The organism is Bradyrhizobium sp. CCBAU 11434, from assembly GCF_028128895.1.
Taxonomy (GTDB): domain Bacteria; phylum Pseudomonadota; class Alphaproteobacteria; order Rhizobiales; family Xanthobacteraceae; genus Bradyrhizobium; species Bradyrhizobium zhengyangense.
Genome location: NZ_LBJX01000100.1, coordinates 395,823 through 419,874, shown reverse-complemented (window position 1 = coordinate 419,874; position 24,052 = coordinate 395,823). Strand labels below are relative to the sequence as shown.

21 protein-coding genes are annotated in these 24,052 nt (G+C 64.1%); 4 read left to right on the top strand and 17 right to left on the bottom strand.

Annotation, left to right across the window (positions count from 1 at the left end; translation table 11 throughout):
- Positions 1–50: 50 nt before the first annotated feature.
- The 4 genes from hpnE to XI06_RS34325 form a co-directional block, all read right to left on the bottom strand.
- Complete coding sequence (gene hpnE, locus XI06_RS34340) at positions 51–1,307, bottom strand: hydroxysqualene dehydroxylase HpnE (protein ID WP_237873685.1); 1,257 nt, start codon at positions 1,305–1,307, stop codon at positions 51–53.
- The gene (gene hpnD, locus XI06_RS34335) at positions 1,307–2,146 is read right to left on the bottom strand and encodes a presqualene diphosphate synthase HpnD (protein ID WP_237873686.1); all 840 of its coding nucleotides are present in this window, start codon (positions 2,144–2,146) and stop codon (positions 1,307–1,309) included. Before hpnD ends, hpnE begins: the two co-directional genes overlap by 1 nt.
- A complete protein-coding gene (gene hpnC / locus XI06_RS34330) occupies positions 2,136–3,020 on the bottom strand; it encodes a squalene synthase HpnC (protein ID WP_271607323.1) in 885 nt (294 codons plus the stop codon). The genes hpnD and hpnC overlap by 11 nt, the downstream gene beginning before the upstream one ends.
- 193 nt (positions 3,021–3,213) lie before the next feature.
- Entirely contained in the window at positions 3,214–3,447 is a 234-nt protein-coding gene (locus XI06_RS34325) for a hypothetical protein (protein WP_237863807.1), read from the bottom strand.
- Positions 3,448–3,920: 473 nt separating this feature from the next.
- On the opposite strand from XI06_RS34325, the gene XI06_RS34320 reads away from it, so the two are divergent.
- Together XI06_RS34320 and XI06_RS34315 are read left to right on the top strand one after the other, a co-directional pair.
- On the top strand, positions 3,921–4,418 hold the full coding sequence (locus tag XI06_RS34320; RefSeq protein WP_237863806.1) for a hypothetical protein: 498 nt from the start codon (positions 3,921–3,923) through the stop codon (positions 4,416–4,418).
- 65 nt (positions 4,419–4,483) lie between these two features.
- Positions 4,484–5,329, top strand: a complete 846-nt coding sequence (locus tag XI06_RS34315) for a hypothetical protein (protein ID WP_271607322.1) — start codon at positions 4,484–4,486, stop codon at positions 5,327–5,329.
- Between the two features lie 9 nt (positions 5,330–5,338).
- On the opposite strand, the gene XI06_RS34310 is transcribed toward XI06_RS34315, so the two are convergent.
- From XI06_RS34310 to XI06_RS34290, 5 genes are all read right to left on the bottom strand, one after another.
- Entirely contained in the window at positions 5,339–6,130 is a 792-nt protein-coding gene (locus XI06_RS34310; protein WP_271607321.1) for a class I SAM-dependent methyltransferase, read from the bottom strand.
- A gap of 57 nt (positions 6,131–6,187) precedes the next feature.
- Positions 6,188–8,554, bottom strand: coding sequence for an efflux RND transporter permease subunit (locus XI06_RS34305; RefSeq protein WP_237863803.1), 2,367 nt, complete (start codon positions 8,552–8,554; stop codon positions 6,188–6,190).
- A gap of 205 nt (positions 8,555–8,759) precedes the next feature.
- Positions 8,760–9,545, bottom strand: a complete 786-nt coding sequence (gene eutC / locus XI06_RS34300; protein WP_271607320.1) for an ethanolamine ammonia-lyase subunit EutC — start codon at positions 9,543–9,545, stop codon at positions 8,760–8,762.
- The gene (locus XI06_RS34295; RefSeq protein WP_271607319.1) at positions 9,542–11,128 is read right to left on the bottom strand and encodes a B12-binding domain-containing radical SAM protein; all 1,587 of its coding nucleotides are present in this window, start codon (positions 11,126–11,128) and stop codon (positions 9,542–9,544) included. Before XI06_RS34295 ends, eutC begins: the two co-directional genes overlap by 4 nt.
- Positions 11,129–11,302: 174 nt before the next feature.
- Positions 11,303–12,685: an ethanolamine ammonia-lyase subunit EutB gene (locus XI06_RS34290; protein WP_237863800.1), complete on the bottom strand. Its 1,383-nt coding sequence runs from the start codon at positions 12,683–12,685 to the stop codon at positions 11,303–11,305.
- 315 nt (positions 12,686–13,000) lie between these two features.
- Here XI06_RS34290 and XI06_RS34285 point away from each other — a divergent pair, with 315 nt between their 5' ends.
- Both XI06_RS34285 and XI06_RS34280 read left to right on the top strand, forming a co-directional pair.
- Positions 13,001–14,731, top strand: coding sequence for a methyl-accepting chemotaxis protein (locus tag XI06_RS34285; protein ID WP_237863799.1), 1,731 nt, complete (start codon positions 13,001–13,003; stop codon positions 14,729–14,731).
- A 187-nt stretch (positions 14,732–14,918) separates the two neighbouring features.
- Positions 14,919–15,929: an ABC transporter substrate-binding protein gene (locus XI06_RS34280; protein ID WP_237863798.1), complete on the top strand. Its 1,011-nt coding sequence runs from the start codon at positions 14,919–14,921 to the stop codon at positions 15,927–15,929.
- Positions 15,930–15,970: 41 nt separating this feature from the next.
- On the opposite strand, the gene XI06_RS34275 is transcribed toward XI06_RS34280, so the two are convergent.
- From XI06_RS34275 to XI06_RS34240, 8 genes are all read right to left on the bottom strand, one after another.
- Positions 15,971–17,386, bottom strand: a complete 1,416-nt coding sequence (locus XI06_RS34275; RefSeq protein ID WP_271607318.1) for a hypothetical protein — start codon at positions 17,384–17,386, stop codon at positions 15,971–15,973.
- A 493-nt stretch (positions 17,387–17,879) separates the two neighbouring features.
- Positions 17,880–18,395 carry an AAA family ATPase gene (locus tag XI06_RS34270; protein WP_237863796.1) on the bottom strand — a complete coding sequence of 172 codons (516 nt, stop codon included), beginning with the start codon at positions 18,393–18,395 and terminating at the stop codon, positions 17,880–17,882.
- 419 nt (positions 18,396–18,814) lie between these two features.
- Entirely contained in the window at positions 18,815–19,078 is a 264-nt protein-coding gene (locus XI06_RS34265) for a hypothetical protein (RefSeq protein ID WP_237863795.1), read from the bottom strand.
- Between the two features lie 89 nt (positions 19,079–19,167).
- Positions 19,168–19,659, bottom strand: a complete 492-nt coding sequence (locus tag XI06_RS34260; protein ID WP_237863794.1) for a septal ring lytic transglycosylase RlpA family protein — start codon at positions 19,657–19,659, stop codon at positions 19,168–19,170.
- Positions 19,660–19,980: 321 nt separating this feature from the next.
- Positions 19,981–21,198, bottom strand: a complete 1,218-nt coding sequence (locus tag XI06_RS34255) for an acyl-CoA dehydrogenase family protein (protein WP_237873700.1) — start codon at positions 21,196–21,198, stop codon at positions 19,981–19,983.
- A 387-nt stretch (positions 21,199–21,585) separates the two neighbouring features.
- Positions 21,586–21,810, bottom strand: coding sequence for a hypothetical protein (locus XI06_RS34250; RefSeq protein WP_237863792.1), 225 nt, complete (start codon positions 21,808–21,810; stop codon positions 21,586–21,588).
- Positions 21,811–21,833: 23 nt separating this feature from the next.
- Positions 21,834–22,409 (bottom strand): HdeD family acid-resistance protein, encoded by a 576-nt coding sequence (locus tag XI06_RS34245; RefSeq protein WP_237863791.1) that lies wholly within the window; start codon positions 22,407–22,409, stop codon positions 21,834–21,836.
- A 103-nt stretch (positions 22,410–22,512) separates the two neighbouring features.
- Positions 22,513–24,036, bottom strand: a complete 1,524-nt coding sequence (locus XI06_RS34240; RefSeq protein ID WP_271607317.1) for an FAD-dependent oxidoreductase — start codon at positions 24,034–24,036, stop codon at positions 22,513–22,515.
- Positions 24,037–24,052: the final 16 nt, after the last annotated feature.

Below are 24,052 nucleotides of genomic sequence, written 5' to 3'. Positions count from 1 at the left end.
TCGCTCGATTGCTCCTGGCGTCGATTTGAAAGTGACCGTGACATTGCCCGTCAGGCCCGCTTTGCGGCCAGTACCAGATCGGCGGCGCGATCACCCGACCGGACCGATCCCTCGATCGTTGCAGGCAATCCCGTAGCAGTCCAGTCACCGGCGAGAAACAGGTTTTTCAGCGACGTGACCGGCCCCGGACGCAGGGCATTCTGGGCCGGCGTTGCCGCGAATGTGGCACGGCGCTCGCGCACGATCTGCCACGGCGGCAGCTCGCCGGAGACCCCACCGGCCGCGCAGACGTCGTTCCAGATCGTCTGGGCCAGTTCCTCGCGCGGCATGTCGACCAGGCGGTCGCCATTGCTGATGGTGACGGAGAGCCGGTTCGGGAAGGCGAACAGCCATTCCACGACGCCGCCGATTACGCCGAGGATCGGCGCCGATCCCGGCGGCGGCTCGAAGCGGAAATGCGCATTGACGATGGCGCGGAATTCGGTCGGCGCGGTCAGCCCCGGCAGCAGGCTCGTCGCGGCACGCGGCGGCACCGCCATCACGATCACGTCGCCTTCGCTGAGCTGGATCACGTCCTCGCCGCCGAAATTCAGCGCGCTGACCTTGCCGTCGCTGTTGACGAAGGAGCGCAGCTCATGGCCGAGCTGAACCGTGTGCCCCCGGTCCTGAAGGAATTTTACGGCGGGCTCGATCAGCACGGCGCTGAGCCCATCGCGCGCGATCAGCGGACGACAGGCCTGCCCGCCCGCCAGCAACGTCTCGCGCACGATGGCACCGGCGAGCCCCGCCGACCCCTCGGGCGGATCGACATTGAGCGCCGCTAGCAGCAGTGGCTGCACCAGGCGATGATAGAGCGTGCCTTCGCAAGGAATGGATTTTCCGACCAGCGTCTGTTCCGATGCCCAGATCAGCGGCGCCAGCTTGAGATAATCGGTGAGACCCGTATCAGGAACGCGACGGCCCTCATCAAGCACCCAGGTCGGCAACCGGCCGGTGCCGAGATCGATCTGCCAGCGCTGCCCGGTCTTGATGTCGACGAAGGGAAACTGCGCGCTTTCAGGCCCGACCAGGCCCGCCTCGGTGCCGATCGAGCGTGCGTAGGCGCGCGCGTGGCTGTTGCCGGACAGCAGCAGATGATTGCCGTTGTCGATGGTGAGATTGGTGGCGCCGTCGAAATAGGAGCGGCAGCGGCCGCCGGCCTGGTGCGTCGCCTCGTGCACGGCGACCTTGTAGCCGGCATTGGCGAGCCGCACAGCGGCGGAGAGGCCGGAAATTCCAGCGCCGATGATGTGAGCTGTGTTTTGCATCAGATGAAAGCGTAGCGGAGCAGGATCAAAATGCGTGTGACCTTCGACACACGCACGGGCTCGCGCGGTGCGTTGAACCCGCGCGCGATCAGGAGGTCCAGGATGGAATGGTAGTATTTCGACATGATCCGCGGCGCGCGCACCGCGCGACGCTTGTTGCGGCTCATGATCTCGTCCGACTTCTCGAAATGCGCTTTCGCACGCTGCGTCAGCGGCAGGCAGACCTTCGGCAGCGCGCGCTCGGCGATCACGCGGTTCGGATCGTTGGAGGTGATGCCGGCATGCAGCAGCGCTTCGCGCGGCAGATAGAGCCGGCCGAGGCCCGCGTCCTCGTCGATGTCGCGCAGGATGTTGGTGAGCTGGAGCGCGCGGCCGAGGTGATACGCAAGCAGGATGCCGTCCTCTTCCGGCAGGCCGAACACCCGCACCGACAGCCGTCCCACGGCGCTGGCGACACGATCGCAGTAAAGATCCAGCGTCGCCATATCAGGCGCGCGAATGTCCTGCGGCACGTCCATCTCCATGCCGTCGACGATCGCCAGGAAATCCTCGCGCTTGAGCCCAAAAGTCTTCACCGAGGCGACGTAGTCCTTCAGCCGCGGCGGCGGATTGCCCTGGTAGAGCGCATCGATGTCGTTACGCCATTCCTGCAGCGCGGCCAACCGCTGGTCGCGCGGGCCGTCGGAATCGGCGATGTCGTCGACCTGGCGGCAGAAGCTGTAGATCTGGAACATGGCCTCGCGCTGGTCGCGCGGCAGGATTCGCATCGCAGCGTAGAAGGAGCTGTTCGATGCGGAAGAGCCATAATTGGCGCTGGGCGCGGTCGCCTCAAGCGTCATGGGCAGTCCCCGGATTGGTAATGGTTTTGCGGCCGATCGCACGGCGGCCGAGTTCACCGGCGATGCCGGCAAGGCTGAAGGTGAGCAGTTCGAACTTGTTCAGATGCACGCGCTCGCGCAGGGGATCGCGCACCTTCAAGAGGCGCACGATACGGTCCGCATAAGCCTGGATCACCGCGACGTCGACGCCGAGGCGGACATCCCGGATCTCGGCGCTCAGCGACCTGCCCTCGCCCAGCAGCGCTTCGTTGCGCACCGCGAGCGACTGCAGGCAGGCCAGCATCGCCGGCGGCGACTGCGCCAGGCCGAGCTGCTCGACCGAGGCGCCGCTTGCGGCGAGCGCATCGCGCGGCAGATAGACGCGATTGAGCTCGCGATAATCCTTACCGCAATCCTGGAGGTGGTTGTTGATCTGGAGGCCCGCACACAGCGCATCCGACGCCGCCCAGGTCGAGGTGCTTTCGCCATGGACGTCGAGCATGAAGCGGCCGACCGGCATCGCCGAATAACGGCAATAGTGGATGACCTCGTCCCAGGTCTCGTAGCGCAGCTTGGTTACGTCCATGCGGAACGCGATCAGCACGTCGAGCGCGTGGCGCGGCGCCATGCCGCGCTCGGCGAGCGCGCGCCGCAAGGTGACGGCCTCGACCTGGGTCTCGCCCTTGCCGAGCAGTTCCGCCTCGAGCAGGTCGAGATAGCGCAGCTTCTCGTCCGCCTGCAGGGTGGCGTGATCAGCGATGTCGTCGGCGGTCCGGACGAAATTGTAATAGGCCAAGATCAGGGCGCGATGACGCGGATGAATGATCCAGGACGCGACGGGAAAATTCTCGTCGCGGTCACCCTTGCCGGATCGCAATTCGCTCGCAGAGGTCATCGAGGGCTGATCAACAATCGTTTGGACAGAAAGGGCTTTTGCGTTCGCGCGGGCTCATGCCGGCGACGCCGCCGCGGCCCCCATATAGGGGAATACGGCCGCAAAACCAATCCTGTCGCGCGATGGCCGCCCTCTGCGGATCCGGCCTGAAAAAGGCGGCCCCAGGGCCGCCTTTATGGGCCAGTGGCCGAGCTTATTGGTTGTGGTCCTTCAGGACCTGGTCGCAGGCCTGCGAGATCTTGGACCGGTTCTCCTTGAGGCAGGCCAGGATGGTGAAATCGCCCTGGTCGATAACCGGACGGCAGAACTTCTGCACATCGCGCGTGCAGGCCTTCTGCTCGGCATCCGTGCCACGCCCCTGCTGGGCGAACGCAGCCGTGGACAGGGTTGCCGACAGCACGGTGAGAGCGACGAGAAGCTTACGCATTGTATTCCTTCATTCTGACGGCAGAATCGCACCAATCCCGGGCAGCTCAGGGCCGACGGGAACGGATTGTTCTGTTGGCAAGTTGCCACGGAGAGTGCGGCACCGGAGAAGGCACAAGCGCTGGTAAATGCGGCCAAATTGGCGCCGCGTTCACCAAATCAGGTCTTCCCTCGGTCTTCATTGGCAGATGTAAGGGCTTGATACTACGTCATAATTCTGGCACGTGGTGTTTTACTGCATACCTGTTGCAGCGCTGCATCTGTCCGACCGGCCATTTGGGCCGGAAACATATGGAAACAGAGGGAAATCGGGGCCGGACCGCGGCAAGGCCGCTTCGCGCGCCTGACATCGCGGGCGACTAGGCTTATCCGGCACAGAAGCTTGAACCTGACACAGGCTCACAACACTAAACTTTCGATGTGGCGAGACGGCTTGCGATGAAGCAGGCGTGGTTCCAAAACGGGATATTGATGATGAAATTCTTTGGGCGATCTGAACTGGCACTCAAGGCAGCCGGCATCGGTGCGGCGCTGCTCTTCTCGGTTGCGGCAAGCCACGCTCAGTCGTCCGGCCCGTTCGCCGGTTTCGACGGCGCGTGGACCGGCACCGGCACGGTGTCGCTGTCCGACGGCTCGACCGAGCGCATCCGCTGCAAGGCGGACTACAAGGTCGCCGGCACCGGCCTCAGCCTCAAGCAGGCGCTGCACTGCGCCTCCGACAGCTACAAGTTCGACCTCACCAGCGACGTGACGAGCCAGGGTGACCGCATCTCCGGCAATTGGAGCGAGGCCAGCCGCAACATCTTCGGCAATCTGCAGGGCACCGCCGGCGGTGGCCAGATCGAAGTGTTCGTCGAGGCCAACGGTTTTGCCGCCAACCTGACGCTGCGCACCAACGGCACCAAGCAGACGGTGCAGATCTCGTCCAAGGGCGAGATCCGCGGTGTCAATATCACGATGACGAAGGGCTGATTGCCAGTCTCCGCTTGAAAAGGACCGAGCCCCCGGTTTTCGCGAGCCGGGGGCTTTTCGCTGACATGAACCCGTTTCGCAGACACCTGCTCAAGGCCATCGGACTCCTCGCCGCCGTTCCCGCGTGGGCCAGTGATGATCAGTCAATCCAGCAAGGCAAGGACATGCAGCCGTCGTCAGTGAAGCCGCGCCACGTGCTCTGTTTCCTCGGCAAGGACGACGGTCTGCTTCATCCGCCGAAAGCCGTCGCAACGATGATCGCCGATTTCGGCTTCGAGATCGACCGCACCTATTCGCAAGCAAAACCCGATCCGCACATGGAGCGATCATTCGGTGTGTGCTGGGACCGCACCTTTCCCAATGCCTGGTCCGCCGCCGATGAGGCCGCTGTCGCCAACCACAAATCGGTTCTCTACGTGCTGAGCCCGCCGATGGAGCGGGAGACGACGGTCGCCTATTCCGCCGCAGCCTTGCGCATCGTCGAGGCGATGATCGAGGCGGGAGCCACCGCCGCCAAAGGCGAGAGCGCCGGCGTCGCGCATGGTCTCAAACGGTGGATGCAGCTGGCCTCCGAGTGCAAGGCGGCGGCGAAAACAAACCAGGGCCTCGCCGTCACGGCAGCGATGAGCCGGGTCTGCCGCCTCGCCTTCGCCAAGCGTCCACTCGGCGGCGACGTCTATTATGAAAGCGTCGGCTACCATTTCGTCGGGCTGCCGGAGATCTACGTCGCGAAGTCGCGCGGCAGCGACCGCGATGCGGCCAGGCTCATGGACGAGATCGCCGATGACATGGCCGCGGACGGCGTCGATGCAATTCTGCGTGCGCGCAACCTCGCACTTTCGCGCGGATCGCACTACGCCGAGGACGATTTCAAGTTCGACCCGTACGGGATCGTCCACGTCGAGGCGTAAGGCCGCGGATCACGGCTTGCGCGCGATGCATTCGCACCGGCATCTGAAATAAACCGCGTCGGGATCGCAGCCCCAGGCGTCCCAGCCGGCAAGCGCGGTCTCAATCTCGTCGGCGGTCGCGAGCGACTTGCCTACAAGCTGCGGCCCGAGACCGAGCAGGCTCTGCCGCGCATCCGCGACGGCTTCAGTGCGGCTTGCAGCATCGGCGCTGTGGTTGACATAGCTCGCGCCGGCCCAGACCGGCGTGAAGCTGTGCGCGCGAAGAACGGCGCTCTGTCGGCGGCCGAAGCGAAGTGCCTCGGGATCGTCGTGCTCGTACCAGCGCTGCCAGAGATCGAGCGCGAGGCGCACGCCGTCAACCTCAGGATGGAGAATGTTGCCGCCAACATCGGCGTCACGCGTGCCCAGCAGGCCACCCGGCCTCAGCACACGTCGCGCTTCGGCCAGCGTTTTCGCCAACATCGCCTGGCTCTGATGGTAGAGCACCGCATGACAGAATATCGCGTCGAACGCACCGTCCTCGAACGGAAGCGCGGTCATGTCGGCTTCGACAAAGGACAGATTGGTCAGGCCCGCATGCGCGGCAAGCTGCCGGGCTGACGCGATCGCGTTCGGATTGATATCAACGCCGATCGCCGTGCCCACGCTCTCCGCAAGCGCGGCCGTGATCGTTCCCGGGCCGCAGCCGATGTCGAGCAGCCTCATACCGGGGCTAAGGAACGGCACGAAGAAGGCGGCCGCATCGCCGCCCCGCTTCTGCTGAAACGCCGTGATCGCGCCGTCGTGCCTGATATCGCGCATGAAACCTCCGAACCGCAGCCAGCGTGCTGCGATTCGGTGGCCGCGTGATGACCCCGCTCAGATCGCCGGCTTGTCCGTGCCGTGAAGCCTGGCGTGGAGGTTGATCAGCCACATCGCCGTCGGCCGCAGGATGAAGAGGTCGGCGACCAGCGCCGCCACCATCGAGAAGGCGCTGAGCCAGCCGAACAGCCGCAGCGACGGCAGGTCCGAGAACACGGTGACGACGAGGCCGCAGGCCAGCACCACCGTGGTCAGGATCAGCGCCGGGCCGACCAGCACGGTCGCGCGCTCGACCGCGAGCGCCGAACCGACGCCGGGTTTACTCTCGAGCCTCAGGCGGTTGAGGAAGTGGATGGTTGCGGACAGGCCGAGGCCGAACGAGACGGTGAGCGCGACGACGCTGGCGAATTGCAGCCCTTCGCCCATCGCCCACAGCACCGTTCCCGACATCACCACCGGGAAGATGCCCGGCAGGATGCAGGCGAACATCACGACCCAGGAGCGGAAGGCAAGGCCTATGAAGATCGCAACCAGCGCGAATTCGACGGTGAGACCGCGATTCAGCTTCTCGATCATGCCGGCCGAGTTGCGTGCGGCGATGGCGGCAAGACCGGTGACGGCGACTTCGTAGCCGGGATGCTTCTTGCGGACGGCGTCGAGCTCGGTATCGAGCTTGTCGACGATCGGCAGAAGCTGGCTGGAGTCCTTGTCCGGCACGCGGCCGGCCACGACCACCGCATCCTGCTCGGCGTCGATGAAGCGCCGCACCAGATGTTCGGGGATGACACCCACATATTCCTTGAGGGTCGCGACGTCGTCGCTCCCGGCCTTTTCGGCGAGCCACCGGCGCAGCGTTTCCAGCGACCAGACGTTGCCGACGCCGGCGGCCTTCTCGACGGTCGCATGCACGTCGGCGATGGTTTGCAATGTCTCCGGCGAGTAGAGCGATTCACCCTTGGGGAACGTGATCAACACGTTGACCGGGTTGGCGCCCGTCAGCTTGGCATCGAGCCGGTTGCTTGCGGCGACCGCCTGGCGCTTGTCCGGCACCTGGTCGGCGAGCCGGTAGCGCGGCTGCAGATTGGCGTAGATGACGCCGAGGCTGGCGACGAACAGCAGCGCGATCAGGCTGAACAGGCCGGGCCGGCCGACCATGCGCACCGCGATCCAGTAGCAGAAATTGCGCAGCGCCTGCACGCCGGCATCCGCGCTCTGGAACTTGACCGCAAAGATCTTCTCGTTGCGCACGAACAGCACGCCGAACACGGGCACCAGCGACAGCACCGTGATGAGCGCGATGATGGTGGCAGCCAAGCCCGCCTCGCCGAACTTGCGGATCAGGTCGGAGTCCGAGAACTGCAGCGCGATGAAGGAAATGCCAGCGGTGCCGTGCGTCAGCACGCAGGCGGGCCCCACCACCAGCACCGCGTTCCTGAACGCGGTGAACTTGTCCTGGCCCGCGATCAGCCGGTCGCGCGCGGCGAAAGTCAGCTGCATCGAGTCCGAAAACGAGATCACCATGATGAGCGGCGTCATCACGTTCAGGAACATGTTGAGATTGAAATTGGCCCAGCCGAGCGCGCCAAGCGCGATCAGAATCGCGATCATCGGCGGGAACGCCGCCACCACCATGAACGAGATCTTGCGGAAGAAGATGATGGCGATGATGCAGCCGGCGAGAATGCCGAGGATGTTGTAGGTGAGGCCGTCGCGCTCGACCGCGTTGCGGATCTCGAGCTGCATCACCGGCACGCCCGAGAGCTGCACGCTGAGCCCGGTGTCGCCGAGATCCTCCTTCATCAGCGCGCGGATGTCGCCGACGGTCTTGGTCAGCTTGCTGGAGGCGACCACCTGCGGATCGAGCGAGAGCACGATCAGCGCCAGCGTGCCGTCCTCCGACAACAGCTTGCCGCGGATGATCTCGTTGTTTTTGACAGTCTCGATGAACTGGTCATAGGCCGCGCCCTCGGGCAGCTCGGCCGGGAACAGCGCCGCCGGCAGCTTGCCCGGCGCCGGCGCCTGGCGCGCCGAGAACAGCGAGACCAGGCCGCGGGTGCCCTCGACCAGTTGCATGTCGGTGACGAAATCACGGAGCTTCTCGAGGTTATTCCGCGCCAGTAGTTTTTGGCCCTCGACCACGACGAGGACGTCGAATTCCTCGGCCGGGAACTTCTTGGTCACCTCTTCGTACTGCCGGAATTCGCGGGTGTTGGAGCGGAACAGCTGCGACAGCGAATCGTCGATCTTGATCCGCTCGATGCCGAACACGGCGGCGACGATCAGCGCGACCAGGATGATGCAGGAGACGATCGGCGCCCGGACCGCGATCAGCCCGATACGCTCCAGCCCAAAGGCAATGGAGGACGCAGGCCCCTGCTCGACCTTGTCGACATGAACCTCATTCTCGCGGTGCTTTTCGAGCATGCCTTGTCCAGTTCCTAAATCGGCTCTAGCTGTGAGCTTATTGCGCCCCGCGAACGGCTTGAAAACGCCATACCAATGGGAGGCTTGCCCTTTGAAAATGCGCGGAAAATCGCCGGCAGCGGTTTAGCAGGTCAAGCGCCCTTCTCGCAAGCACGCCGGCGGTCTCCGAATCGATCAAGATGCGGCGATTTTGCCGGAATGTCCGTCATTCTGGCACAGCCGTGCCGATTCGACGCGGGGCGCGGTCGGCGCTTTCGTCCTTGAGCGCCACGCCCGTGACCTGGCGCGCCAGCCCCTCGCGGACCAGCCAGGCGATCTTGATGGCCGCCGCGTCGTAGCTCAACCCGGCCTTGTGGATATTGGACACGCAGTTGCGCTCGGCATCAGTCAGGCCGGGCTTCGGCGCGAAGGTCAAATAGGCCCCGAGGCTGTCGGGCGCTGACAGCCCCGGCCGCTCGCCGATCAGCATCACAACCATGCGGGCGCCGAGAATCGCGCCGATCTCGTCACCGAGCGCGACCCGCGCGCCTGAGGCGACGACAACGCGGCCGACCGCGACAGCGTCGTCCCCAGCCAGCAGCGGCAACAGGCTTTGCAGCAGTGCCACCACATGGGCGTGGACCGCGGCGGCCGACAAGCCGTCGCCGATGACGATCGCAAGCTGGCATGGCGCGATGCCAAGGTCCGCCAGTGCCGCGGCGAAGCCCGCGTCGAGCTGACGTCCAAGATCGGGCCGGCGCAGATAATCGGCGCGATCGGTGGCACGGCTGCTGACCACGGTGGCGCCAAGGCCGAGCGCCCTCACCCCGGCAATCACACCCGGCGCGTCGAAAGCGGCATGCACGGCATCGCGGGCGCGGGCGTGGGCCAGTGTGAAAGCGAGCAGCGGTTTGGTCGGCAGGCTCGCGCCGCTGCGCCCGAGCGCGACGCGCGCCGGCGTGAGCGATTTGAGGTCGATGATCGGGCGGGCCGGAACGGGCTCGTCGCTCATTCGGCGGGAACGGAGGCTTCGCGCAACCTGATCGAATAGTTCGAGGCGTTCTGCTCGCCGCTGGTGGCCGCCCGCGCAAAGGTGATGAGATGATGCGCGATCATGGTGCAGCCGATCAGGCCCTCCATGTCACCGCGCTTGATGCGTCCGAGCGCAAACTTCCAGAACACGCGCCTGTAATCGCCGAGCACGCCGACCTTCCAGAAGATGTTGCGCAGCATGACGAGGCCGCGGCGGATGTTGGCCCAGGTCTTCATCTCGTCCGGCACCGGCATCCTGAGGCGATGAGGATAAACCTCGTCGCATTGATACTGGAAGCGCTCGTAAACCTTCTCCGGCTGGTAGGCGACGCTCATGGCGTGCTTCCAGGACGCGACGACTTCGTCATAAGGCAGCAGGAAGTCGACGTTGGAATCGCGCCCCTCATCGTCGACCAGACGCCCTTCCCTCTCCAGTCGGTCCCACAACGGCGTCTTCGGCAGGGCCTGAAGCAGGTTGATGGTGAGCAGCGGAATGCGCGACTCCTCCACGAAGGCGAGCAGCGCCTCCGACGTATTGGCCTTGTCAGTGTCGAGCCCCATGATGATGCCTGACACCACCTCCATTCCGTAGGAATTGATGGTGCGCACGCCCTCGAGGATCGGGACCATCATGTTGTGGTCCTTGTGCATGGCCTTCAGCGCGTCCGGGTCCGGCGTTTCGATGCCGCAGAAGATGGTGATGAAATAAGCCTCGCGCATCTTCTTGAGGATCTCGGGGCGCTTGGCGATGTTGAGCGTTGCCTCGCAGGCAAGCCGCACCACATAGCCGGTCTTCTTTTGCCATTCGATGAGGTGCGGCAAGAGATCCATTGCGGCCTTGCGGTTGCCGATGAAGTTGTCATCGACGAAGTAGACCGTGTCGGTCATGCCGCATTCACGCAGGCGGTCGAGCTCGGCAATGATCTGCTCCGGCGACTTGATGCGCGGGTTGCGGCCATAGAGGCCGGGGATGTCGCAGAACTCGCACTCATACGGACAGCCGCTCGAATATTGAATGCTGCCGAGGAAGTACCGTTTCACATCGGCGAGCTCATAGGCCGGGATCGGAAACTCCGTCATCGGCACGCGATCCTTGGTGGTCAGCACCACCTGGACGTCGGGACGCGACGTATCGCGCGACAGAATATCGATCAGTTGATTGGTGGCATCGCCAAGCTCGCCGACATGGAGATAGTCGAACGACGGATAATAATCCGGGCACGCGCTGACCGAAGGGCCGCCGAGCGCGACCGGCAGGTCGAATTCATGGGCGCGGCGGCAGATGTCGTTCATCTGCTGGCGCTGGATGTGCATGCCGCTGACGAAGACCGCCTCTGCCCATTCGAACTCCTCCTTGGTCGCGCGGCGGAGGTTCTCGTCGACGAATTTGACCTGCCATTCCTTCGGCAGGTAGGCCGCGAGCAGCAGCAGGCCCTGCGGCGGCATGAAGGCACGGACGCCATCGGTCAGCGGATAGGCGTGCTCGAAGGTGCCGAAGGATGAGGTGTAACGCGGAAAGACGCAGAGAATATGCCGGCTCGTTCCGTTGCTTTCAGCGCGCATCGAACTTCCCCCAACCACGTTCCACTGATGGTACTGACGAGGTCTCCAGAAACATAGCGTAACGCTGCGACCGGAATTCCTCAATATTGTGGCAGCGAACTAATTCTTGAGACACGCCAATGGTTTCCCGGGGTTCACGGCGGCAGACGGGGCTTTTCGCGAGGTTTTTCCGCATCACGCGATCAGCCGCGCGGCAAAATCGGGCAAAAGGCCCGCGTCGCCGGCAAGCCTGAAGTCGGCCCCGGCAATACCTGACAGCACCAGCCAATCGTCGAACTCGGGCGCGCGGGCCACACCGAAGACGTCGCGGACATAGAGCGCGTCGTGGAAGGAGGTGGACTGGTAGTTCAGCATGACGTCGTCGGCGCCGGGCACGCCCATGATGAAGGTGACGCCGGCCGCGGCCAGCAGCGTCAGGAGATTGTCCATGTCGTCCTGGTCCGCCTCGGCATGGTTGGTGTAGCAGATGTCGATGCCGAGCGGCAGGCCGAGCAGCTTGCCGCAAAAATGATCCTCCAGGCCTGCCCGGATGATCTCCTTGCCGTCGTAGAGATATTCCGGGCCGATGAAACCGACCACGCTGTTGACCAGCAATGGCGCATAGGCGCGGGCCACCGCATAGGCGCGCGCCTCGCAGGTCTGCTGGTCGACGCCGTGATGGGCGCCCGCCGACAATGCCGAGCCCTGGCCGGTCTCGAAATACATGACGTTGTCGCCGACCGTGCCGCGCTTCTGCGACAGCCCGGCCGCGTGCGCCTCCTTCAGCAGCGCGAGGTCGATGCCAAAGCTGCGGTTGGCGGCCTCGGTGCCGGCGACCGACTGGAAGACGAGGTCGACTGGAACGCCCTGCCCGATCAGCGACAGCGTCGTGGTGACATGGGTCAGCACGCATCCTTGCGTCGGGATTTTCAGCCGCGCGACGATCTCGTCCAGCAATCGCAGCAATTGGCCAATCACGGCCGGATCGTCGCTGGCCGGATTGATGCCGATGCAGGCGTCACCGGCCCCGAGCAGAAGGCCGTCGAGGATCGAGGCGGTGATTCCCTTCGCATCGTCGAAGGGGTGGTTGGGCTGCAGCCGCGTGCTCATCCGCCCCTTCAGGCCGATGGTGTTGCGGAAGGCGGTCGTGACCTCGCATTTCCGTGCCGCCAGGATCAGGTCCTGGTTACGCATCAGCTTTGACACTGCGGCGGCCATTTCCGGGGTGATACCGGGCGCGAGCTTGCGCAACATCTCAGGGGTGGCGGCGTCCGACAGCAGCCAGTCGCGGAATCCGCCGACGGTCAACGAGGCCACCGGCGCGAAGGCCCTGGCGTCATGGCTGTCGATGATCAAGCGGGTGACCTCGTCGGCCTCATAGGGAATGACGGCCTCCTGCAAGAACTGGCCGAGGGGGACGTCGGCCAGCGCCATCCGCGCGGCGATCATCTGCTCCGCGCTTCCGGCGGCAATCCCGGCCAGCCGGTCGCCTGAGCGCGGCGGTGTCGCCTTGGCCAGGAGGTCGCGCAGGTCGGCGAAGGCATAGGTCGTGGCGTCGATGGTGTGGCGATAGACCAAAGGCCCCTCCGGGTTCGTCGGCCAGTGACCGACCCCCGGTCGATCCCGAAGGCGGCGCTGGCATCAGGGAATACGCGCTCGGCGGCTTGTGCGCACGCCCGATGTTCGGGGCATTCCAGGCACTCCCCGGGGCCGACCTGCCGAGAACGATAGGACGGCACCAAATTACTGAGATGGCTCTTATTTCCCAAGACCTTTGGCGCACGCCCCGGACTTGCGCGTTAACGCAGCGTCCATCTTCATTCTGCATAGTTTTGCATCAATTTTACACGACCGCACACACCGGCCGATCCTGGCCATTTGGGCCCGAACACCATGCAAATCGACAGATCTGGGAATGCTGCCGGCCTGGCAGGCCGTTTCTCGCTTGCCACCAAGCTCTATGCGATCTTCGCGCTGTTCGCCCTGCTGACGGCGGCGATTGCGATGCTGTCCGACTACAACAGCCGCCGCGGCGCCGAGCTGACCTCAGCGATCGAGACGGCGAATGCGGCTGCGCTGAACGTCGAGCGCGTCAACTCGCTGGTCTATGCGGTCGTGATGGAATCGCGCGGCGTCTACATGTCGACCGAGCCGAAGGTCGTGAAGAAGTTCGGCGACGGGCTGCTGAAGTTCAACGATCAGATCCTGGGCGTGGTCAAAGGCTGGGAAAGCATCGTCAAGGCCGACGACGCCGAGCAGTTCGCGACCTTCAAGAAGCGCATCGAGCAGTTCGTCGAGTTCCGCAAGGAGCTGGTCCGCCGCGGTGTCGAGATCAACGCGGCGGCGGGGCGCGAATGGGGCGATAACGACGCCAACCGCGCCGTGCGCTCGGCGCTGAACAAGGATCTCGAGGCGCTCTCCAAGGTCTATGCCGAGCGCGCCAGGCAGATCGCGCAGCAGACCGAGACCAACCGCATGCTGTCCTTCGTGCTGACCTGCCTCGGCGGCGTGGCGCTGGCGCTGGTCGTGATCGGCATCATCATCATCGCCCGCTCGATCGCCCGGCCGCTCGCCGCGATCACCGCGACGATCAAGCAGGTCGCGGACGGCGCCGAGAATGTCGTGGTGCCGCACGCCGGCCGCGCCGACGAGATTGGCGCCCTTGCCCGCGCCATCGAGGTGTTCCAGGACGCGATGGGGCGCAACCGCAACCTCGCCTCGCAGGTCTCGCAGGATTCCGCCATGCGCGAAGAGCGCGCGCGCCACATCGAGCAATCGGTCGAGGCGTTCCGCGAAGCGATCGGCGCGATCATGCGCGGGCTCAGCGACAATGCCAGTGTCATGCGCGAGACCGCGCAGACCATCACCCGCGTCACCGCGGATGCGAGCAGCCGCGCCGGCACCGCCGCAAACGCCACCCAGCAGGCCTCGCACAACGTCACCGCGGTCGCAGGTGCCGCCGAGGAGCTGTCGGCCTCCGTCGAGGAGATCGGCCGCCAGGTGCGGCAAAGCGCAAGCGCGGTCGAGCAGACCGGCCAGCGCACCGAGAAGTCTATCACCGAGATCGAGAGCCTTGCCGCCGCCACGCAGCGCATCGACGGCGTTCTGACCCTCATTCAAACCATCGCGGAGCAGACCAATCTGCTCGCGCTCAACGCCACCATCGAAGCTGCGCGCGCCGGCGATGCCGGCCGCGGCTTTGCCGTCGTCGCACACGAAGTGAAGGCGCTGGCAGGACAGACTGCGAAGGCGACCGCCGACATCAGCGAGAACGTCGCGATGATCCAAACCTCCACCCGCAACGCGGTCGATGCCGTGCGCGAGATCGGCGGCGCGGTGCGCGAGATCAACGAGGTCACCTCGGCGATTGCCGGTGCCGTCGGCCAGCAGGACCAGGCCACGCGCGAGATCTCCTCCAACGCGCAGAGCGCCGCCCAGGGCAACGAGACGCTGGTCGCCAACATCACCTCGCTCCGCGACGCCATCGGCGAGACGGATACGGCGGCCTCCTCGGTCCTGTCAGCGGCGAGCAGCCTGACCGCGACCGCGGACACGCTGTCGCGCGAGGTGGAGAAGTTCTTCCATAACCTGCGCGCCGACAACCGCACGGCCAAGGCGGGATAATCGCGCGCCGCTCGCAACAGCGGCGATTGACCCGCACCGACGGAATCGCGAAAACAACCCCATACACAGTAGACGGGCGAGCCAGATCAATGGCTTGGCCGGCGAAGCGCCACGACTGCTGATTTTACGAAATCCATTTGACACGTCGGGCAAAACACCGGCATGATGCCACCCTGGCGGAGGTCGCATGGAGATCGTCCGGCGTACATTTTTCCAGTTCGTGGCCGGCGCGACCGCCGCGTCCGCCATCCCTGTCCGCTCAGCCAGGACCGAAGAAGCAAACAAGCCGGCACGCGTCGCGACCGGCCTGCTTGCAATGTGGCAAAGCACGGCCTGGCTGGGCGTGGAATCCGGGATATTCAAGAAATATGATGTCGACGTCAGCGTGCCGGCGGTGGCTATCGGCGGGCCGCAGGCCGCCGCTCGTTTGATCCACGGCGATGTCGAGTTCGCCCATACCGGCGTCCTCCCCGTCGCCGAGGAAGTGCTCAAGGGCAGCGATATCGTCATCCTGGCGACCCCGACCACGGAGTTTCCAAACCAGTTCGTGATGACGCAGAAAGAGATCACTGCGCTCAGTCAACTGGGCGGGAGAAAAGTCGGCGTGCTCTCGGAGACGGGTCAAACCAGCGTCGCGACGCGCATCACCATCGAGAAAGCAGGTGTAACGGCCGCCTACCTGCCGCTCGTCACGTTCGATCGGATCTTCAGCGCACTCGCGGCAGGTGAGATTGACGCCGGCGTACTTCCTGTCGATCAACGCTTTGTCGGAGCGTCCCGCCATGGCTGGAATGCCTTTCCGATTTATGAGTTCGGCGCTCCCTCGATATTCGCCACCACGCGCAGGCTGATCACATCCGATCGCGAGCTGGTCATGAACGTCATGCGAGGCTTCGTCGACACGATCCATGTGTTCAAAACCCAGCCTGATCTCGTCGTGCCCTTGCTCCAGCGCTATCTGGGCATCGCCGACCGAGGCGCTGCCGAGGAGCTCTACAGGTACCACGTCCCGGTGTTTCAGAGGGTGCCGAAGCCGCTTCTGGGCAATCTGCAGAACATACGAAACGTGCTCACAGCCAAGTATCCGGCCGCGGCTTCACTCAAGGAGACCGATATCTCTGACGGATCGTTCATCGAGGCGCTGGAACATGACGGATTCATCGAGCGCCTCTGGCAGTCGGCAGAGAGCCGGCGATGACATGCGGCAGGCAACCGCGCGAAATGCCGCGGTCAGCGCGCCTATCCCGACTGATCGACAAATATCCTGACGCGGCCGATATCCTCGACTTCGCGATAGCGGCTGAGCTCCGCCTTCAGCTCGGGATCCGAATTGGCCCAGGCCAGCCAATCGAACGGGAATGAACTTAATAGATAAGTATCGACGAGGATGACGTTGGGCCGGCCGGTGCGAATGTCCGCGAGCAAATGCCGCCGCTCGAAATCGATGATGCCGTCCAGTTTCGCTTGCTCGGCGGGATTTGGTTGCGCGCTCTGCTGGCGCAGGATCGCGCCTGCCCCCAGCAGCTGCGCGCACGAGCTGCCGACCCAGGTTCCGTGGATTTGACGGACGAGCGGATGTCCCAGACCGATGTGATCTGTAATCGTCAGCAGCCGCGGCTGGTCCGCGAGAGCCTGCACGCGCCCTTGCAGCGGCGGAAAACGCGGAGCCGGCGACGACAGATAGAGCCCGATGAGCAAGACGGCGGCGAGGCCGCCGATCAGGGTCGGCGTCCTCAATGGCCTTGTGCGAAGATGGAGCGACGGCGCCGCAATCGCGAACACACAAAGCGCCAGGGCCGTGTATGGCCAGGCCTTGCCCTGGACGATGAAGCTGGCGGCTCCTCCGACCGATGCGGCCAGCCACGGCAAGGAGTTGCCGCTCATTTTGAAATCGCTGGGCGCCGAGAAGCGCAGGTACGCAACAGAAGCGGCGATCACGACGATCGGAAGAGGAACCAGGCTGATGAGGTCCTTGCGGATCGGGAGATAGGCCTCGGCGACCATCGGCGCATAAGTGGAGACGTAAGCGGGAAACAGGACGACGACCAGCGCGCCGTAGCCGACGACGATCGCCGCGGCAATGCATGCTTCAGACGTGAATAAGGGCCTGAGGGAACGCTGGCGGACGACGCGCAGGATGACCGGAAGGCCCACCACCAGGGCAAAGAACGGTTTGATGCCCATCGCCAATCCCGCCCCCACCCCTGCGAGGATTGCGGCCGGCCCCAGCGAGAGGCCGCGCCAACGCAGCGCAGTGATGAAGACAAAAGGGGTCAGCGCAATGACGGCGATGTGTTCACGTTGTCCGAACACGGCGCCGGGAAGGACGGCGAGCAGGAACGCGAACAACCACGCCGAAATGCCTCTCTCTCCGGCCTCCAATCTCGCGGACGCAGCGGCGCGATCGATGATCAAAAGTGCGCCCGCGATTTCGACCATCACCATTGCGATCACGATGAACTGCGGCGCAATGCCAGATAGGCGTGAGAACACCACGGCCGGCATATACATGTAGACCGACAGAGGCGGGTTGGACTCGAACAGGTTGATGCCAAGCTTTTGGCCGTCCAGGATCTTTTCGTCCACAGTGAGCAGCCAACCCAAATCCGGGTTGAGGACGACGGGAATCTGAACAAGCCCAGCCGTCAGCAGCATCGCAGCAACGATCATCCACCGCTGCTTGGCGCTGAAAGCACTTCCTGAGTTCCCCAAGAGCCCGACCTCTCTCTGCTGCGCGGTTCAAACCGTGCGGCGAGACGTACGGTCGAAGGGAATTACGAATCCGAGAATAACGATCATCCCTACTCTCAACCAGAAGGTGTTACTAATGTCCTACTCGCCTTTGGTTCCATTGCGTGCATCCCCGACGGAACCGCGGGCGGAGCCATACTCTGCTGGTGCTGTCCGATAGTTGGATTGGCGAATGGACTAACCGCGGACTGCGGCATCGCGACGCGTGCAAAAAGCGCGGATAGCCTCGCTCAAGCAGCCTCGACAACAAAAAGCCCCGGCACGCGGGGCCGAGGCTTGCGATCCAGTTCGCGTACATCCGGCGAACCAATCGTCGAGGCAAAGGCTAGCCGCGAATTTTGAACAGATGATGACGAAGCTCGCCGCCAACAAAATGTCGCGCCGGGCGGGAACCCGATCACTCCATCACATCGCGAAGATAGATCTCCACCAGCGCAAGCAGATGATCGACCGAATCATGGGCGGTATCGAGCACCAGATGGTCTCGATCCCACGGTTCGTAGTGCCTGGTGACGATGTCCTGCCAGGTCGGCGGCCTGAGGCCGGGAATATCGGACTTGCGCGTCTCCGCCCGCTGCCGGTGCAAAGCCACATCGCTGCAGATCACTTCGATCTCGGCGATGGGTATTGATGCTTGCAGTGCCGTCTGCCGCCAGCCCTCGCGGCTTGCCAGAACCGGATTTACGCTATCAGCGACGACCGCGCGACCGAGCTTCAAGTTTTCCGCCGCCAGCGCGTTGGCGATGACGTAGCCCATCGGACCGACATCATGGCCCGCCGCGCGCAAGGACTGCTCGATTGCATCGACGCGGATATAGCTCGCCGCATACCGCCGCGTCAGTTCGCGTGAAAGCGTGGTTTTTCCGGTGGCAGGAAGACCGGCGAAAACGATGAGGATGGGCTTGCCTATCATGCCTCATCATCCGCCGGCGCGCCTGGATCTGCAACGGCACGGGCGCCGACGCCCTCAGAGCAGCATGGAGATGATGGCTATCAAGCCGATCGCCGTCAGCCCCCACACCAGCGAATGCAAAGCCCAAGGCCGCATCGTTGCACCTCGTCCGCCTGTCCTGCAGAACGCAGGAAACGCCAAGGCGCGGTGCGTCAAATTGAGATAGATCAAGAGCCGAAAATGAGCAGGGAGGCGGCAGCCACGGTGAACGCACCGGCCGCGACGACAAGGACACGTATGATCAGGTCGCTGCCCATGCCCAACGTTAACCTATGATAACGCGGCGCGTCTGTGCAGTTTGTGCCAAAACCGCAGTTGAGACGATTGTGACGTGGCCCAAGGGCCTTCGCCGCCAAGGCCGCGCGGGCGAGGTCGCCAATCTATTTCGGCAGACATTCCACGTTATAGGCAATGATGATCTGGCTGGGATCGGCCTTGCCCAGGCTCTTCAGATCCTCCAGGCCGCTCCTCAACCTGGCGCCGGCCTGGCTCAAGCTCCCCTCGAGCGTCGACTTCGCCGCCTTGCACCGTTCCTCGCTGGTGAATTCCTGGAACACTACGGTCGGCAATAGCCGCCATTCCGCCTTGTCATTGGTTGCGGCGGGACTGACCGAATAGGAAAACACATACATCAGGACCCACATGATTGGGCTCCGGTACGATGCGAGCGGGAATGCGCAATCGCATCGCGCCATCCCGCGGCATCTCCTCGTTGATCCAGATCAACGAACGCTCAACCGACCGGCCCCGGTATCCAATCGTCGCCAGAGAGCGGCCTGACCGTGACGTCGGGAATGACGCCAAGCTCCATGCTCGGATCGAAATGGCGCATCGTCCGCTCGTTGAGATCGATGATGCGGCCAGGCCTGAGCGGCCCCACGTCGTTGATCTTGACGATGACCTTCTTGCCGGCAGCTTCGACCAGCGCATATTTCGGTCGCGCGCCGAATTGGACCCCGCCGAACTTCCCGCGCAGGCTCGTCTTGATCGCAGCTGTCCACACCTCGGGATCGTAACGCTCGCCGGTGGCTGTTTTCGGGCCGCCCTCCTCCTTGCCGGGCTTGAATGGATTATACGTGGATGCTGCGCCAACGATTGCTCCCTCGCAGGCGGCTTCGACGACGGCGCTTGATTGAGCCCCACTTGTTTCGCTGCGGGCAACGGTCACAGAAACGACAAGCGCAACCAGGGCGCCGCAAACTGCGGCGCTCGAGCGGAACACCATTACATCTCCTTTGAATTTTCGTGCGGTTCCCGATGCCGCAGAACGTGGCGAAGCGAACGCGTCAGCGTTTTTGAACTTGCGCCAGTCTCTTGCGGATTCGCGCCAACCCCTGGCCGCGGAACCGTTGCGAGAACCTGAGCGGTCCCCGCGTGTCTTCGTTATCGCTGTCTAAAACAGGGAATGAGTCAGCAACATGACCTCCGCGGTCGCCCCCCGGAGTCTTACGTGCTCAGCGGCAGGATCCACTGCGCAACGTCCGTGAAAACCGCAATGGCGCGGAACTTCAGAACCTTTGCATACCGTTGTCTTGCAACAGAAGCTCTAGCCTCCGATGACACCACCGTGCTTGATCAGTTCCTTGCCGATGGCGGCGAGATGCACTTGATCGGGGCCGTCGCCGATGCGGATGAAGCGGGCATAGACATAGGCGCGCGCGAGGAACGTGTCCTGCGACACGCCGGCGGCGCCATGGATCTGGATGGCGCGGTCGATGACGCGGGCAGCCATGCTCGGCACCACGATCTTGGCGGCGGCGATCAGGTCGCGCGCGGCCTTGTTGCCCTCGCGGTCCATCTTGTCGGCGGCTTGCAGCGTGAGCAGCCGCGCCTGCGTGATCTCGCAGAAGGAGTGCGCGATGTCCTCGCGCACCGAGCCCTGCTCGGCGAGCGGCTTGCCGAAGGCCACCCGCGACACCGAGCGCCGGCACATCAATTCCAGCGCGCGCTGGGCGCAGCCGATCAGCCGCATGCAATGATGGATGCGGCCGGGACCGAGCCGCCCCTGCGCGATCTCGAAGCCGCGGCCTTCGCCGAGCAGCATGTTCTCGGCGGGCACGCGGACATTGTCGTAGACGATCTCGGGATGGCCGGCCGGCGCGTCATCATAGCCGTAGGTGAGCATGTCCCTGACGATGCGGACGCCGGGCGTGTTCCTGGGCACCAGGATCATGGATTGCTGACGGTGACGATCGGGATCGTCAGGCGCGGTCTTGCCCATCACGATCAGGATCTCGCAATCCTCGTTCATCGCGCCTGAGGTGAACCATTTGCGGCCGTTGATGACATAGTCGTCGCCGTCACGCGTGATCGCACACTGGATGTTGGTGGCATCGCTGGAGGCGACCTGCGGCTCGGTCATCGAGAAGCCGGAGCGGATGCGCCCCTCCAGCAGCGGTTTTAGCCAGCGCTCTTGTTGCGCGGGCGTGCCGTAATTCGCGAGCACCTCCATGTTGCCGACATCGGGCGCCGAGCAGTTGAACACCTCCGGCGCCCAGAGAATGCGGCCCATGATCTCCTTCACGGGGGCATATTCGAGATTAGAGAGGCCGGGACCGTGCTCGCCGGAGAGGAATAGATTCCAAAGCCCCTGCTCGCGCGCCAGCCGCTTCAGGTCCTGCAACACTTGCGGCGTCTTGTAGCGCGCCGCTTCCGGCTTCACCTGCTCGTAATAGAGCTCCTCGACCGGCTCGACTTGCTCCAGCATGAACCGGCGGACGCGCTCCTGAAGCTCGAGCGACCGGGCGGAGTGTTGGAAGTGCATAAGGGTCTCCTGTTCGTCCACCTTCGCGCCAGTATCGTAGGGTGGGCAAAGCGGAAGCGTGCCCACGCATTTTTTTCGATCGAGAGAGATGGTGGGCACGGCGCAAGTGCGCCTTTGCCCACCCTACGGTACCGAGCGAGCGGGGAGCGCCCACTCACCCGGCTCGCTCACGTCCCGCGCAAGAGTTCGCTCGCGGCCACCCAGTCGTTGCCGTCGAACTGGAGCCTATAGTCGTGCTTGATCGGCCAGAAATCCTGCGGCGTGGTGTTGAGGGTGGTTTCTCCCCGGCGCTTATCGTCCGCGCGAAGCGATCACGCGGCGTGCTGCCTTTTGCCAGTGCGTCAGCTCAGCGGAGTTCCGCGGGATGGTCTTGCGTCGAGTTGCTGGTTACTCGGCGCCGCGCTTCGATCCCGTATAGGAACGCCGCAACAACGCGAACAGGCTGCCGCCGGTCGCCGCTCCCAGCAGGTAGACGACCAGGGTCTGGACCGCGAGCGGCAGGCTGAGATTCATCCTGAAGAAGGAGATCGTGACCGTCTCGAAATTCTGCGCGGCAAAGATCACCGTCGCGGCAGCGAACAGAACGATGACGGCAATGTAGAGCCAACGCATCGCGTTCCCCCTTCCCGTCCCGCCTAGTGCCGCCGTTTCAGGCTGAAGCCCAGGCTCACCCAGCCGGCGCCCGCCATGATCAAATCGATGCCGAGGAACAGGCCGAGGATGTAGACGCTGTTGACCGGCCAGCGCGCCACAATCAAGAGACCGAGCAGCAGCGTGATGGCGCCTGACAGCGCGACCCACACCCACGGACTCTCGCGCTTCATGCTGAAGGCGAGAAACAGCCTGACAGCGCCGGACGCGATCAACGATATGCCGAGAAACAGCGTCAGCAGGACTGCCGCGAACAGCGGATTATCGAAGGTGAGGATGCCGGCGATGACATAGAGCACGCCGAGCAGCACCCAGATCAGGAACTTGCCCCAGCTCTTCATCTGGAAGGCGCCGATGATCTCGGCGCCTCCGGCAACGATCATCATCGCGCCGACCACGATCACGCTCGCCACCGTCGCCATCACCACACTGCCGAGCGCGACGAAGCCGGCGATCAGGTAGACGACGCCGAGGGCGACGATCCAGCCCCATTTGCCGTGCAACGCCGCGATGCCGGAGCCGAGGCCAGGATGGGGAGAGGTATCCGAAGCAGACGTCATGACGCGCCTCCTGCATGTGATGCCCCAGAGCACATCTCAGGATAGCACGGCGCCGGGACGACAGCCAGCAGATCAGCCCAGCGGGCGCCAGCGTTGACGCAGATCAAGCGCGCGACCGCTCCATCTCAAGCTCGGCCTTGAGATTATCGAGATCGCGATAAATTGAGGCAACCGCGAGCACCCGGCCATCCTTGCGGTACTTCAGCAGGCAATCCCGGTCCTTGATGCTGCCGTCGATGGCGATGTCGTCAAAGCTCTCGGCGTGGCCGACATAGTTGATCGGCACGTCATAATGCTGGCTCCAGAAGAACGGCACGGCATCGAAACGCTCGCGCCTGCCGAGCATGTTGCGCGCCGCGGTCTGGCCCTGCCGCTCCGCCACCACCCAATGCTCGACGCGAATGGTCTGCCGCGAATGCGGATCGGGCCAGCGCGCGATATCGCCGGCCGCGAAGATTCCGGCGACGCTGGTCTCCAGATATTCGCTCACGCTGACGCCGCGATCGACGGCAAGCCCCGCCTGCTCGGCCAGCACCAGGCGTGGCTTGACGCCGATGCCTGCTACAACGAGGTCGGCCTCGATGACAGCGCCGCTCTTCAGCGTCGCACGCGTGCCTTCGAGCTTTTCCACGGTGTCCTCGAGGTGAAAGACTACGCCGTTCTCTTCATGCAGCGCACGAATGAAGTCGCCCATCTCGGGGCCGAGCACCTTCTGCATCGGCCGCTCCTCGGGCGCGACCACGTGGACCTCGATCTTGCGCGCCCGCAAGGAGGCAGCAACCTCAAGCCCGATGAAGCTGGCGCCGATCACCAGCGCGCGCTTGGCACTCCCTGATGCCTTGATGATGGCGCGGCTGTCGGCGACGGAGCGCAAGGTGTGGACATGCGGCTGGTCGGCGCCTGCAATCTGGAGCTTGACCGGCTCCGCACCGGTCGCGAGCAGCAGCCGATCGAATGGCAGCTTGTCGCCATTGCCGAGCGTGACGCTCCGCGTCTTCGGGTCGATCCCCGAGACATCAGTGTTCAGCCTGATATCGATGCCGGCGTCCCGGTAATAGTCCTCGCCACGCAGCGGCAGCCAGTCTTCCGGCGCGTTGCCGGCGAGATAATCCTTGGAGAGGTTGGGCCGGTCGACCGGCATTGCGCCGTCATTGCTGAGCATGGTGATGGCGCCGGCAAATCCTTCGCGGCGAAGCGTCTCGGCCGCCGCAAAGCCAGCCGCGCCGCCGCCGACGATGACGAACTTTTCGGATGTCGGCGCGCTGCGATGAGCCGTCCGCGGCTTCGGCGCTTCGCGCTTGCGCGCAACGGTGATCCTGTCCTGATCGCGCGCAACCTCCCACACCGCCAGCGCGCTCAGCGCCGGCGGCCGCGTGGCTTCGCCCGTGCGCAAGGCGAAGCAGGCATGATGCCAGGGGCAGCGGATGGTGTCGTCAACCACCAGCCCCTCGGCAAGTGGGCCGTGATAGTGGCTGCAAAGCGGCTCGATCGCGAAGATCTCGCTGCCGGCCTGGACGAGCAAAACGTCCTCCTCACCGACATGGCCGAGCAATTTTCCGTCCTTGAACGCGCTCAGCGACAGGCCCTTGGTCAGGTCGGATCCGCTCGGCTTCTTGTCTTCGGTCATGGTCATCTCCCTGGCA